9 protein-coding genes are annotated in these 14,002 nt (G+C 71.4%); 6 read left to right on the forward strand and 3 right to left on the reverse strand.

Going from position 1 to position 14,002, the window contains the following annotated elements:
* Positions 1 to 16 precede the first annotated feature (16 nt).
* Complete coding sequence (locus tag KME78_RS43255) at positions 17 to 2,194, forward strand: acyl-CoA dehydrogenase family protein (RefSeq protein WP_219535406.1); 2,178 nt, start codon at positions 17 to 19, stop codon at positions 2,192 to 2,194.
* Positions 2,195 to 2,245: 51 nt separating this feature from the next.
* Here the strand turns inward: KME78_RS43255 and KME78_RS43260 are convergent, their stop codons facing one another.
* A complete protein-coding gene (locus KME78_RS43260; RefSeq protein WP_219535408.1) occupies positions 2,246 to 4,069 on the reverse strand; it encodes a hypothetical protein in 1,824 nt (607 codons plus the stop codon).
* Positions 4,070 to 4,171: 102 nt separating this feature from the next.
* On the opposite strand from KME78_RS43260, the gene KME78_RS43265 reads away from it, so the two are divergent.
* The 5 genes from KME78_RS43265 to KME78_RS43280 all read left to right on the forward strand — a co-directional run bounded on the left by KME78_RS43265 (position 4,172) and on the right by KME78_RS43280 (position 11,949).
* Positions 4,172 to 5,716, forward strand: a complete 1,545-nt coding sequence (locus KME78_RS43265) for an MmpA family trehalose lipid delivery protein (protein WP_219535410.1) — start codon at positions 4,172 to 4,174, stop codon at positions 5,714 to 5,716.
* A gap of 134 nt (positions 5,717 to 5,850) precedes the next feature.
* Positions 5,851 to 5,985 carry a hypothetical protein gene (locus KME78_RS66645; RefSeq protein ID WP_281429040.1) on the forward strand — a complete coding sequence of 45 codons (135 nt, stop codon included), beginning with the start codon at positions 5,851 to 5,853 and terminating at the stop codon, positions 5,983 to 5,985.
* Positions 5,986 to 5,996: 11 nt separating this feature from the next.
* Entirely contained in the window at positions 5,997 to 6,800 is an 804-nt protein-coding gene (locus KME78_RS43270) for a glycosyltransferase (RefSeq protein ID WP_219535412.1), read from the forward strand.
* On the forward strand, positions 6,797 to 7,900 hold the full coding sequence (locus KME78_RS43275) for a glycosyltransferase family 4 protein (protein WP_219535414.1): 1,104 nt from the start codon (positions 6,797 to 6,799) through the stop codon (positions 7,898 to 7,900). The genes KME78_RS43270 and KME78_RS43275 overlap by 4 nt, the downstream gene beginning before the upstream one ends.
* Positions 7,897 to 11,949, forward strand: a complete 4,053-nt coding sequence (locus KME78_RS43280; protein WP_219535416.1) for an alpha-(1->3)-arabinofuranosyltransferase domain-containing protein — start codon at positions 7,897 to 7,899, stop codon at positions 11,947 to 11,949. The genes KME78_RS43275 and KME78_RS43280 overlap by 4 nt, the downstream gene beginning before the upstream one ends.
* Here KME78_RS43280 and KME78_RS43285 read toward each other — a convergent pair.
* The gene (locus KME78_RS43285; protein WP_219535418.1) at positions 11,870 to 13,048 is read right to left on the reverse strand and encodes an acyltransferase family protein; all 1,179 of its coding nucleotides are present in this window, start codon (positions 13,046 to 13,048) and stop codon (positions 11,870 to 11,872) included. The genes KME78_RS43280 and KME78_RS43285 overlap by 80 nt on opposite strands.
* The gene (locus KME78_RS43290) at positions 13,045 to 13,764 is read right to left on the reverse strand and encodes a class I SAM-dependent methyltransferase (protein ID WP_219535420.1); all 720 of its coding nucleotides are present in this window, start codon (positions 13,762 to 13,764) and stop codon (positions 13,045 to 13,047) included. Before KME78_RS43290 ends, KME78_RS43285 begins: the two co-directional genes overlap by 4 nt.
* Between the last annotated feature and the right edge of the window lie 238 nt (positions 13,765 to 14,002).

Here is a 14,002-nt window from a genome sequence, read left to right on the forward strand (position 1 = left end):
GGCTGGAGGATGTGCGATGGCGATCGGGTTGAGCGAGGAACACGAGGCGCTCCACGAGTCGGTGAGCGGCTGGGCGGACCGTAACATCCCCGCCGAGCTGCTGCGATCCGGCTCGGACGGGCGTCCCGCCTTCTGGCAGGGACTCGCCGAGCAGGGGCTGCTCGGCCTGCACCTGCCCGAGTGGGCCGGCGGCTCAGGTTACGGGCTGCTGGAGACCGCGGTCGCCGTCGAGGCGCTGGCCGAGCGGATGACACCGGGGCCGTACGTGCCGACCGTGCTGGCCAGTGCGGTGATCAACGCCTCCAAGCGGCCCGAGCACCTGGAGTCGTTCGCCGACGGCTCGCTCACCGCCGCGGTCGCGCTGACCGGCACGCTGACCGGGACCCTCACCGAGGACGGCGGGCTGATCGTCTCCGGTACGGCCGAGCCCGTGCTCGGCGCCTCGCTGGCCGACGCGCTGGTGCTGCCGGTCGCCACGGCCGAGGGTGAGGAATGGGTCATCATCGACGCCTCGTCCGCCACCGTCACGGAGATCAAGTCCCTCGACCTGACCAGACCGGTGGCCAAGGTGGAGCTGTCGGAGGTGCTGGTGCCCGACTTGGGCATCCTGGGCGGCGTCCAGAGCACCGACGTGCGCAACCTCGCCGCGATCCTGCTCGGCGCCGAGGCCGCGGGCCTGGCCTCCTGGTGCGTGACGGCCGCCGCCGACTACGCGAAGGTCCGCGTCCAGTTCGGCCGCCCGATCGGCCAGTTCCAGGGCATCAAGCACAAGCTGTCCCGCATGCTCGTGGCGCTGGAGCAGGCGCGCGCCACCGTCTGGGACGCCACCCGCGCCGATGGCAAGGAGCTGGACTACGCCGCCGCGATCGCCGCGGTGATGGCGCCCGATGCGGCCGTACAGTGTGCCAAGGACGCGATCCAGACCTTCGGCGGCATCGGCTACACCTATGAGCACGACGTGCACCTCTACTACCGCCGCGCGCTCACGCTCCGCGCGGTGCTCGGCTCGTCGGCCGAGTGGGCGGCCACCGTCACCGCGCTCGCCCTGCAGGGCGTTACCCGCGAGATGGAGATCGACCTCCCCGAGGACGCCGAGGAGCTGCGCGAGTCGATCCGCGCGGAGGTCGCGGCGCTGAAGGAGCTGGAGGGCAAGGAGCAGAAGCGGGCGCTGGCCGCGGGCGGCCTGGTCATGCCGCACCTGCCGAAGCCGTGGGGCCGCGGCGCCAAGCCGCTGGAGCAGGTGCTGATCGCGCAGGAGCTCAAGGCCGCGCGGGTGAAGCTGCCCGCGATGATCATCGGTGCCTGGGTGGTGCCGTCCATCGTCTCGTACGGTACGCCCGAGCAGCAGGAACGCTTCCTGCTCAAGACGCTCAGCGGCGGGATGATCTGGTGCCAGCTCTTCTCCGAGCCTGGGGCCGGGTCCGACCTGGCCTCGCTGCAGATGAAGGCGGAGCAGGTCGAGGGGGGCTGGAAGCTCAACGGCCAGAAGGTCTGGACCTCGGTCGCGCACGTCGCCGAGTGGGGCATCTGCATCGCCCGCAACTCCTCCGAGGGCTCCAAGCACGAGGGCATCACCTACTTCCTCGTCGACATGAAGGCGCCGGGGGTCACGGTCCGGCCGCTGACCGAGATGACCGGCGAGAACCTGTTCAACGAGGTCTTCCTTGACGACGTGTTCGTGCCCGACGACCTGGTCGTGGGCGAGGTCGGACAGGGCTGGAAGGTCGCCCGCAACACGCTGTCGAACGAGCGGGTCTCGCTCTCGTCCGGCTCGGGCGGCACCGGGGCGTCCGTGCCGGACCTGCTCGGGCTGGTGGGGCGGCTCGGGCGGGAGCTGTCGCCGGTCGAGGCGTACCAGGTCGCGCAGGTGATCTGCGAGGGACACTCCATCAACGCGCTGTCGCTGCGGGTGACGCTCAAGCAGCTGGCGGGGGGCGAGCCCGGCGCGGACGCCTCGGTACGCAAGCTGCTGTCCACCGCGCACGCCCAGCACGTCTCGGAGTCCGCGGTGGACCTGCTGGGGTCCGCGGCCGTGGTGGCCGCCGACATGACGCTCGGCGACGCCGGCTACTGGAACCGCGCGGTGCTCGCCACCCGGGCGATGACCATCTACGGCGGCACCACCGAGGTGCAGCTGAACATCATCGGAGAGCGCATGCTCGGCCTGCCCAGGGACCCTGAGCCGGGTAAATGACGGCGGGGGCCGGGCTCGTGGAGGAGCCCGGCCCTCCACGGGGATCGGGTCTCAGGACGGGTTGACCGGCTGGAGCGGGCTCGGTGTGCCGTCGCTCCACGGTCTCGGGATGCCGATCTTGATCTCACCCAGGCAGGCGGCCGGGCCGTTCAGCGTACGGATGACGAGCTCGCTCCCGCCGCCCTTGACCGCGGCGAACGTCCAGCCGAAGCCCTTCTCCGCCGGGGTGTCGGCCTCTGCGGTGCCGAGCCGTACCGACAACCGGGTGGCGGCCTGGTTGAGGTAGCCGACCTGGACCGTCCACTCACCCTCGGGCAGCCGCGCCGACAGCGGGAAGCGGACCTCGCGCGCGCCGACCGGCGTGCAGCCGGTGGCCCGCGCCGGGATCGTCAGGCCGTCGATGCTCACCGGGCGCAGCCGGCCCTCCTGGTCGAAGATCAGCGGGTTGCGTATCGGGCCGCTGAGCCGCCTGGTCCAGGTCACCGGGTGTGACGCGATCGGGCCGAGCACCTTCGAGGCCAGCGCGTAGTCGTAGAAGAAGATCGGATAGACGACCTTGGCGGGCACGTGCGTGTCGAGCACGACCGCGTTGTCCGGGACACGCTTGAGCGCCAGCCTGCCGGTCTCGACGTAGCTCTTGACGTGCGCGCCGAGCGGCAGGCGGGTGTACGCGGTGACCGACCAGACCGAGCCGAGCGCGAACGCGGCGGTCAGCGGCAGCCAGGCGAACCTCAGGCGCGGCCAGGCACGCAGCCAGGGGCGTTCCTCACCGGCGAGCGGGATGAACGCCAGCCCGATGGCGATCGCCACGACCGTGGCCGTGGAGGAGACGTAGCGGAGCTCGGCGCCGCTCAGGTCCGGGCCGAGCTGCTGGATCCGGCCGATCATGACGGGCACCACGTCGGCGAGCGTGAAGTAGGCCAGCAGCACCAGCCACGCCAGCCAGGCCCGCCGCCTGAAGAACACGGAGACCGCCAGCACGACCACCGCGACGCCGAGCCCGGCCCAGACCGCCGTGGGCGGCGTCGCCGCGGTCGCGTAGTCCTCGCCGATCGGCAGCCACCGCCAGGGTCCGCCCAGCGACGTCGGCACCAGCGAGCTGGACAGCAGCGTCCAGGCGAACCGCGCCGCCAGCCCCGCGTCGGGCAGGCTCGGCTGGATCGTGTCGTTGGTGAGCTGCACGGAGGTCAGGAGCTGACGGAAGAACACGCCCGCGTAGACGGCGAGCACGCCCGCGTAGAGCAGCCAGGCCCGCCACTGCCCCCGCCAGCCGAGCCAGCCCACGCTCAGCGCGAGGGCCAGCACCAGGATGAACGGCGCCTTGACGAAGAACGCCATCGCGAACACCGTCCAGCCCGCCGCGGCCAGCGCGTGCCTGAACCGGCCCGTCCTGGTGTAGAGGACGTGCGAGCTGAGCGCCATCGGCAGCGCGATCTGGAACGGCAGCGTCTCGATCACCACCGCCCACCACGACAGCGACGAGATCGTCATCGGGGTCAGCAGGTAGAACGCCAGCGGCACCAGGATGGCCGGGCGCGCCCCGAACAGCAGCCGCAGCAGCCGGAGCAGGGCCAGGCTCGCCGCGCCCAGCAGGCTGATCGTCACGACGTGCGCGAGGACGTCGTTGTAGACGCCCAACCGGCCCATCGCCCACTGGATCGCGAACGGGCCGGGCACCAGGTGGCCGTAGTCGACCCGCATGAGGTAGTCCCACGTCAGGTCGTGCTCCAGGCCGCGGGCGATGAAGGTGAAGTCGTCCTGGCGGAAGTACGTACGCCTGACCAGGCCGAACTTCCACACGAGCTGCACGACGATCATCACCAGCGCGGCGGCCATCACGGTATCGCCGCCGCGTAGCCAATGACGGCCGCCCACGGTCGTCTCCCTCGTCGCCACCCCGCCCCCCACAGCCGGAAGCGTAACCATTGGTGGGATTTATGCGGAATGGTCGTTGTGTGGTTGTGATGTCATAGCGGGATGCCGCACACGACCCGAGCAGGACCGCTGTCGGCCGTGCTCGGTCTCGCCCTCGGCTGCCTCGCCCTCGGACCCGCTCTGGGCTGGGGTTTCGTCCTCGTGCAGGACATGGTCTTCGTGCCGGACCCGGCCTTCTCGCGGTTCACGTTCGGGCTGGCCGGCGGGGCGCCGCGGGTGGTGCCCAGTGACGCCGTGGTCACCGCGCTGGCCTCCGTGTTCCCGGCCGAGCTGGTGCAGAAGGCGATCCTGCTGGGGATCTTCGTGCTGGGCTGCTCGGGGGCCGCGCTGCTCGTGCCCGCGGGCTTCCTCGGGGCCCGGTTGGTGGCCGGGGCGTACTACGTGTGGAACCCGTACGTGGCCGAGCGGCTGCTGATGGGGCAGTGGGCGCTGCTGCTGGGGTACGCGGGCCTGCCGTGGGTGGTGCGCGCGGTCCGCGCGGGGCGCGGGCTGCTGCCCGCCGTGCTGCCCGCCGCCGTCGGGGGCTTCGCGGCCATGACCGTCACCGCCCTCACGGCGCTGCCTGTTGCGGGCCGGCGCGGTGTCCGGGTGGGAGTGGTGCTGCTGGCCGTCAGCCTGCCGTGGCTGCTGCTCGCGCTCCTGCGGCCGGGTGGGCTGAGCGGGGATCCGGTGGGCGTGGACGCGTTCGCGGCCAGGGCGGACGGGCCGTTCGGGGCGGTGGGCAGCCTGCTGTCGCTGGGCGGGATCTGGAACGCCCATGCCGTTCCGGCCGGGTACGAGACGGCGGCGGGCTCGGTGGCGCGGCTGGCGCTGGCCGTGGCGGGGATCGTGGGATTCGTCCTGATGAAGGACCGGCCGAGGGGGCTGGGGGTGGCGGCGGCCATCGGGTTCGGGATCGCCTGCCTGGGAGTGACCGAGCCGGGGCGCGTGGCGTTCAGGTGGCTGGTGGAGGTGTGGGGCGGGTTCGCGGTGTTCAGGGACGCGCAGCAGTTCGTCGCGCCACTCGCCCTGCTGGCCGCGCTCGGGCTGGGCGCCCTGACGGAGAAGGCGCTGACGGAGAAGGCGCCGACGGAGAAGGTGCTGACGGAGAAGGCTGGGCGGTGGGCCGGGCTGATGGCGCTGGTGCCCCTGGCCGTGCTGCCGACCATGGCCTGGGGCGGAGCGGGGGCGCTGCGGGCGGTGAGCTACCCGGAGAGCTGGAGCCAGGCCCGCGAGGTGATCCGGCGGGATCCGCGGCCGGGGGACGTGCTGGTGCTGCCGTTCGAGTCCTACCGGAGGTTCCCGTGGAACGGGGACCGGGCGGTGCTCGACCCGGCGCAGCGCTACTTCGCCGTGCCGGGGCGGAACGTGGTCGCAGGCGACTCCGTACGCGTCGGGAACATGGTCGTCGGAGCCGAGGACACGAGGGCCCGCGAGGTAGAACGCGTACTAGAAGCACCCTCGCCAGACCTGGCCGCAGCGGGCTTCCGGTACGTTGTGATCGACGCGGGCACCCCGGCCGAGCGGCAGCGGTTCGAGGGCTGGCTCAGCGGAGCGAGCCTGCTTGTGGCCATAGATGACTTGAGACTGTACCGACTCGACGGATAATTTGTACGGTTTTGATAAGACCAAGTCCGTTGATCAGCGGATTTATTAAGATTTCGTAGAGCTACTTCCGAGTAGCAAGAATTGGTTCTAGGTTTGTGAGGCCCGTTCATTTGCCGCTCGAGGAGGAACCCCCCGTGATCAAGATCCTCTTAGCAGCGATCATCGGTGTCGCCGTCGCCGCGCTGGTCGCGACGGTTACCACCGTCTCCTTCACCGGGGCCACCGCGACGCCCGTCAACAAGCCGCTCTACAACTACGGCGACCGGTAGTCCGAGCCGTTATGCCGCCCTCCCCCCTTGGGGACGAGAGGACGAGCCGACCACCACTGCTCGAGATCGTCGTTCCCGCCTTCAACGAGGAGCGGCGACTTCCTGGGGGGCTCCTGCAGCTGTGCGCGAAGCTTGCCCGCATGCCGTTCCCGACCGCCGTCATCGTGGTCGACAACAACAGCACGGACAGCACCGGCGAGATCGTCAGGACCTGGCCGCGGGGGCCGGTTCCGGTCCGGCTCGTCGAGTGCGCGACTCCCGGTAAGGGTGCCGCCGTCCGTGCGGGGTTGCTCGACACCCGTGCCCCCTTCGTGGGCTTCTGCGATGCCGACATGGCCACCGACCTGAACGCCATCGACGTCGCGTTCGGGCTGCTGCTCTCCGGTGAGCGCGTGGTCGTGGGCTCGCGGGCGCACGCCTTCTCCGACGTCGAGAACCGGCACAGCCGGGTCCGCGAGCTGGGCGCCGTCGGCTTCCGCGCGCTGGCCAGGGTGCTGGTACGCGGGGTGAGCGACACCCAGTGCGGCTTCAAGTTCTTCGACGGCGCGCTCGTCCGCGAGGCCGTCGCCGGGCTGCGTACCTTCGGCTTCGCCTTCGACGTCGAGCTGCTGGCCCGCTGTGTCGCGCTCGGCTCGACCGTGCTGGAGATCCCCGTCAACTGGCGGGACATGCCCGGCTCGCGCTTCTCCCCGGCCAGGCACAGCGCCGGCATCCTGCTGGAGCTGGGCCGGATCTGGCTCAGGCTGCGCGCCGCCCCGAGCCCCGGCGTCAGCCCGAGGTGGGAGCAGCCGCTCGACCCCGTCGGATCTCCGTGAACGTCGCCGTCGTCAACTGGCGTGATCCGTGGCACCCGGCCGCCGGTGGCGCGGAGACGTATGCCTGGGAGATGGCCCGCCGCTTCGCACGCGCCGGCGACCAGGTGTGCTTCGTCACGGCGCGGGCGCCGGGTCAGCGCCGGAAGGAGACCATCGAGGGGGTACGGCTGGCTCGCATGGGCGGGCCGTTCACCGTCTATCCCCTCGTGCTGGTCTGGCTGGTGCTCCGCCGCGGTCTGTTCGACGCGGTGCTCGACTGCCAGAACGGCATCCCGTTCTTCACCCCGCTGGTGCTGTCTCGCCGTACCAAGATCATGTGCGTGGTGCACCATGTGCACGACCGGCAGTTCGACGTGCATCTGCCCCGGTGGCTGGCGGTGTTCGGGCGGTTCCTGGAGGGGCCGGTGTCGCGGTGGACGTACCAGGGGCACGAGAGCGTGGCCGTGTCGCCCTCGACCGTGAGCGCCATGCGCGAGCGGCTCGGCTGGACCGGGCCCATCCACATCGTGCCCAACGGGGTGAACGTCTCCACCAGCGGCGACTTCCCCCGCAGCCGGACGCCGCGGCTGGTCTGCGTCGGCAGGCTGGTCGCGCACAAGCGCGTCGACCTGCTGCTCGACGCGGTGAGCCAGCTCAGGAAGCAGTGGCCGGAGCTCACCGTGGACGTGATCGGCCGGGGCCCGGAGGAGGCGCGGCTGCGCGCCCGGCTCCCGGAGGGCGTCACCATGCACGGCTACCTGCCCGAGGCGGAGAAGGAGCGGCTGATCGCCGCCGCCTGGCTCCAGGTCAACGCCTCGCAGGGCGAGGGCTGGGGGCTGTGCGTGCTGGAGGCCGCCGCGCTCGGCGTGCCGACCGTCGCGTTCGACGTGGACGGGCTCAGAGACGCGGTACGGCACGGCGAGACGGGCTGGCTGGTCCCCGAGGGCCTCGGCAGCACTGGCCTGGCCAAGGGCATCGCCGTGGCCCTCGACGAACTAAACGACACCTATAGCGCGAAATGTCGGGAATGGGCGGGGAAGTTTTGCTGGGACCGGAGCGCGGAACGGCTGGCCGCGCTGGTGCGTGGCCGGGCGGCGGGACCTGGCTGGGAGGAGCCGTGATCGACCGGGTCCGGCACAGGCTCTGGCTGGCGCTGTGCTGCCTGGGCTTCGCCGTGCTGACGTTCACCACCAAGCCGGGCAACGTCATCTCCGACACCAAGCTCGACCTGGCGCTCAACCCGATCGGCTGGCTGGAGCGCGCCGCCCACCTCTGGGACCTCCAGCACTTCGGCCAGCTGCAGAACCAGGTGGCCGGCTACCTGTTCCCGATGGGCCCGTTCTTCGCGCTCGGCGACCTGGCCCACCTGGCGCCCTGGGTGACCCAGCGGCTCTGGCTGACGGTGCTGCTGTGCGTGGCGTTCCTCGGCGTGGAGCGGCTGGGCAGGCAGCTCGGCATCGGCACGCCGGGCACCCGGATCGCCGGCGCGCTGGCGTACGCGCTGGCGCCGCGCACCCTGTCGATCATCGGCGAGATCTCGATCGAGTGGCTGCCCGCCGCGATGCTGCCGTGGATCCTTATCCCGCTGCTCACCGCCACGGAGACGGGCCAGCGGGCCAGGGCGGCGGTCAGATCCGGGCTCGCCGTAGCGCTCTGCGGCGGCGTGAACGCGGTCGCGGTGCTGGCCGTCCTCATCGCCCCGGTGCTCTACATCCTGACCCGGCCGAACCCGGTGCCCCGCTGGCGGATGCTCGGCTGGTGGAGCGGCGCGGTCGCCGTGGCCACCCTGTTCTGGTGGCTGCCGCTGCTGCTCGTGGGCCGCTACGCGTTCTCCTTCCTGCCCTACACCGAGACGGCCTCGACGACCACGCAGGTCACGTCGCTGACGAACGTGCTGCGGGGCGCCTCCGACTGGGTGCGCTACCTGACCGTCGGCGGCGTCGTCGACCAGCCCGCCGGCTACGCGATCGCCACCTCGGCCGTGCTGGTCGTGATCACCGGCCTGCTGGCCGCGCTCGGCCTGGCCGGCCTGGCCCGGCGCGACCTGCCCGCGAAGGGCTTCCTGCTCGTGCTGTTCGTCGTGGGCGTGGCCGCGCTGGTCGCCGGGCACATGAGCGCGCTGGAGCCGGTCGTCGCCGAGCCCGTACGGTGGCTGCTGGACGGGCCGCTCGCGCCGCTGCGCAACCTGCGGAAGTTCGACCCGCTGGTCCGGCTGCCGCTGGCGTTCGGGCTGGCGCACCTGCTGGCCGGGGCCCGGTTGCGGGTGCGCTCGGTGGCCCTGGTGGCCCTGGCCGGGCTCGTGCTGCCCGTCTTCAACCAGGGACTGGGCGCCCCCGGCGACTTCAAGGAGGTGCCGCTCTACTGGCGGCAGGCGGCGGCCTGGGTGAACGAGAACGCCGGGGACGACGGCGTGCTGGTCGTGCCCGGCGCCAAGTTCGGCGAATACCTCTGGGGCCGGCCGATGGACGACCCCATGCAGCCGCTGTTCACCGCCCGCTGGACCACCCGGCAGGTCGCGGCCGCCGGCTCCGTGGGCCTGACCAGGCTGCTCGACGCCATCGACCAGCGGCTCACGGCCGGGTACGGCTCGCCGGGGCTGACCGACGTGCTGCGCAGGATGGGCGTGCGCTACCTGGTCGTCAGGAACGACCTGATGCGGGCGAATCTCCAGGGCGCCTGGCCGTCCCGGATCTACCAGGCGCTGCGCGAGTCGCCGGGCATCACGAAGGTGCGCTCGTTCGGCGGGGAGGTCGGCGACACCGTCACCGACGACGTGATCGAGTCGGTGGACTGGCCGTTCCCCGCGCTGGAGATCTACGAGGTGTCGGGCAGTTCCGACCTGCTCAGCGTGCAGTCGGCGGGCGATGCCGTACAGGTGCGCGGTGGGCCGGACTCCCTGCTCACGATGGGCGACCTCGGGCTGCTCGGCGACAGTCCCGTGCTGGTGAACGACGACGCGGGCAAGCGCGAGACGCCGGCCGTGGTGAGCGACGCGCTGCGGCTGCGTGAGCGGCAGTTCGGTGAGATCCGGTCGAACTGGACGCCCACGCTCACGGCCGACCGGCGCGACGACTTCTCCGGGGTCAAGACGCTCGACCTGCTCGAAGACGGCTGGCTGCGCGACACCGCCACCGCCGAGTACGACGGCATCTCCAGCATCACCGCCTCCTCCTCGGTGGCCGACGCCGACGCGGTGCCCGGCCTCAGCGCCACCGGGCGCAGCCCGTGGGCCGCCATGGACGGCGACTACGAGACCGGCTGGGAGAGCGGCGGCTGGCACCGGCCCCAGGGCGAGTGGCTGCGTGTGGACCTGCCCAGGCGGCGGGTGATCCCCTCGTTCCAGGCGACGTTCACCAACAACGTGCTGCTCGGGCAGTCGGTCAAGCGCGTGGCCGTGGAGACCGAGGGCGGCCGGATCGAGCAGGACGTCCAGCGGACCAACAGCCCGCAGAAGCTGCGCGTCCCGCCCGGCGCGACGAGCTGGCTGCGCGTCCGGATCCTGGCCACGTACAACGCCAACTGGAGCTTCGTGCAGCGGGTGGGCATCACCGAGCTCACCATCCCCGGCGTCCTGCCCGGGCGGACGATCCGGCTGCCCGGCGAGGGCGGCGACGCCTTCGTGATGGACCGGGGGCTCGACTCCCGCCCCTGGTGCATGCGGAACCAGAGCCGCTGGATCTGCAACCCGCTGCTGGCCAGGCCGGGCGAGGAAGGCGCCGGATTCGACCGGACTTTTACCGTTAAGCAGGGACAGAAGGCCGCAGTACGCGGCTCCGCCGTCCTGCGGGACGCGAAGCTCGTCGACCGCTTCACCCGGTTCGGCGATGGACTGACCACGGTGACCGGCTCGTCGCAGGCGAGCAAGGACGCGGTCTCCGCGCCGAGGTCGGCGTTCGACGCCGACGCGGCCACCACCTGGCTCCCGGCCGCCGGCGACCCCGAGCCCACGCTCACGCTCGGCTGGAAGGCCAGGCGCGTGCTCTCCCGGATCCAGATCGCCCGCCCCGGCGGCGACAAGCAGCCGCTCGACGTGGTCCTGACCGGCGACAAGGGCGTCGTGCGCAGCGGCCGGGTGGACGCCAACGGCTACCTGAGCTTCAAGGCGCTCGCCACGACCCGGCTCAAGCTGCGCTTCTATGCCGCCTCCAGGCGGCTGCAGGTCACCGAGCTGGTGATCCCCGGCGTCCAGCCGGCCGGCAGGCCGGAGGGCGTGCCGTTCCGGCTGGCCTGCGGACAGGGACCGAATCTGCAGGTCAACGGTGTGACCGTGGCGACCAAGGTGACCGGCACCTTCGCCGACCTGCTCGAACAGCGGCCGGTGAGGTTCACCGGCTGCTCGAAGGCCGCCCTCACGACCGGCGACAACCGGGTCAGGGCCGCCGGCTGGGACCCGTTCGCGGTGGAGAACCTGGTGATCGGCGCGCTCCCCGCCGAGCCGCCGGCCGTGGAGGGCGCGGCGGTCGCGGGCTCGTGGACGTCGTCGGCGCGCGAGGCGAAGGTGACCGCGCCGAAGGACGCCTTCCTCGTCGTCAACGAGAACTACAACGCGGGCTGGCGCGCCGAGCTCGACGGCAAGGAGCTGCGGCCGGTCCGGATCGACGGCTGGAAGCAGGCGTGGGAGCTGCCCGCCGGCACGTCGGGGACCGTCCGCATGGAGTACGTGCCCGACCGGCCCTACTGGCTAGCGCTCGCCGTGGGGCTGGCCGGGATCGCCCTGCTCACCCTGCTCGCCCTGGTGCTGCGCGGGCCGCGTCCCGAACACGTCAGGGCGACCGCCTTCGCCGGTGAGTCGCGGCTGTCCCGCTGGCGGGTCCCGTACGTGATCGTGCTGGGGCTGGCCTTCGGCGGCTGGGTGGCGGACTGGCCGGGCATGCTCGCGGTCCTGGCCGCAGTCGTGGCGGTGCTGCAGCTGCGGGCCCGGCGGCCGGCGGTCGTGCACTGGGGAGCGGGCTGGCTGTTCGGCGCGGCTACGGTGGCGCTGGCGGCGGCCATGGCGCTGCGGGACCGCGGAGTGGACGTCGGGCCGTTGATGGATCAGGTGCCGCAGCTCGTGGCCTGCGCGGCCATGGGCGTGCTCTTCGGGCAGCTCGTCACTGAGCAGGAGCCACCGGCTCCCGAGCCGGAGCCGACGAAGGCGGAGCAGCCGCTGGCCGACGCCCGGCTAGCCTGAGCGCGTTCTCCTCGACGAGGTGATAGCTGGCGGCGCTGATCAGGAGTGAGGCGATGAACGTCAGGATCGCGACCTTCACGAAGTCGCCGGTGAACGGCTGGTCGCCGGTGATCTTGTAGTAGAGGGTGATCACCGGCGCGTGCCACAGGAAGAAGCTGTACGAGATACGGCCCAGGTAGGCCGTGACCGGGTTGCCCAGCACGCGGTGCCGCAGCGAGTCGTGCCTTGCGGCGAGCGCGAACGGCGCGATCACCAGGACGGCCACCGACGTCTCCAGGATCATCCGCCAGAGCGACTGCGACAGCGTGGGCAGCGTGAGCGTACGCGGGCCGGCCAGTTCGGTGCTCAGCACCGCGTACAGCAGCAGCGCCAGCACCAGGAGCTGCGGCGCCAGCGCGTCGACCACCTTGCTCTCCTTGATCCACACCGACAGCACGGCCATGGCCATGCCGGCGGCGAAGTAGATCAGGTGATGCGGCAGCCAGAGCGCCAGCTGCGGCTGGTCGTAGCCGTGCGAGACGACCACGCTGGTCAGCGAGACCACCGGCAGCACGGCGATGCCCGCGAGCAGCCTGACCGGCCGGTTGCCGCCGCGCGCCCAGCCGTGCAGGGCCCAGGCGAGCACCGGCAGCAGCAGGTAGAACGCCATCTCGATCGGCATCGTCCACATCTGGTAGAGGCCGTCGGGGGCGCGGTTCTGCTCGGTGTAGTTCTGCAGCAGCAACAGCCACTTGGCCCAGCCGGTCCAGTCGAGCGAACTCCACGCCCACAGGGCCAGCGCCGTGACCAGCCAGTAGGCGGGCAGGACGCGGACCACCCGGCGCCAGAGGTAGCGCCCCGGCCTCGGACGTGGCGTGTCCTCGATGACCGCGCGGGCCCACGGGCGGTAGAGCAGCAGGCCCGACAGCAGGAAGAAGATGGGCACGGCGATGCCCAGCCGGGTGGTCATCCAGGCGAACATGCCCTCGCGGTAGATGATCCCGGTGTTGCCACCGACGTGCAGCACCCAGACGCCGAGCGCGGCCAGCGCGCGGATGCCGTCCAGCGCGGCGTCCCTGCCCGTCAGCGGGTCCTTCGCAGGAGTTCGTACGGCACTCATGGGCGTTTCCTGAGCACGAGGACCAGGTTCCACGTCGCGAACTCCCTGACGATCGGCACCTTCAGCATCGGCCGCCACCACCAGGGCAGGTAGCGGGGCAGCACGTCGACCAGGTCGGCGTCGGTACGGGTCCGCGCCCAGCGCAGCCCGTCGGCCACCGACACCGGATAGAGGCTCTCGCCAAAACGGTTCTTGGGCGGCTTGCCGTGCTTGTCCTCATATTTCCGGGCGGCCCGGTCACCTCCCAGGTAGTGCCAGGGCGAGGTCTCGTGACCGCCCCACGGGGAGAGCCAGTTCGTGTACGCGAGGAAGATCAGGCCGCCGGGCCGCGTGACGCGCGTCATCTCGGCCGCCATGCGCCACGGGTCTGGAACGTGTTCCAGCACGTTGGACGAGAAGCACACGTCGAAGGAGTCGTCGGCGAGCGGCAGGTCCAGCGCGCTGCCGAGCACACCGCCGCCGGGCGTGCCCTGCCCGGCCAGCTCACCGGCGTCGACGTCCACGCACAGGCAGCGGGCGCCGTCACGCCTGAAGGCGTCGGCGAAGTAGCCCGGCCCGCCCCCCACGTCGAGCACGGTCTTGTCGGCCAGCGGGACGTAGTGCCGGAGTTGCGCGGTGGTGTCGGCGGCCAGTGTGGCGTAGTAGGCGCTCGGCGTGGTCTGCTCGGACCGGAACGCGCGGAAGAGCCGGATGGATCTGGCCAGATCGGCGCGCATGCTCGCGGCTCCCGGGGGGTCGACGGGCTACCACAATAGAACGAAGCTCTGTCCGAGGCGAGACCGATGAGGGGGCGGCGCGGTAACATCCCGCTCTGACCGGCTTCATCGTAGAACCTGTTCCGATTCGTTATGCGAAGGTAGCTGCAGCGATCTGTCATCGAATGCTACTTTCCAGTAGCGATCATGTTGCGGGTATGTCACACCCGCGGCTGATGTCCGGGGGGACAAGTAACCG

It is taken from the genome of Nonomuraea guangzhouensis, from assembly GCF_019396345.1.
Classification (GTDB): domain Bacteria; phylum Actinomycetota; class Actinomycetes; order Streptosporangiales; family Streptosporangiaceae; genus Nonomuraea; species Nonomuraea guangzhouensis.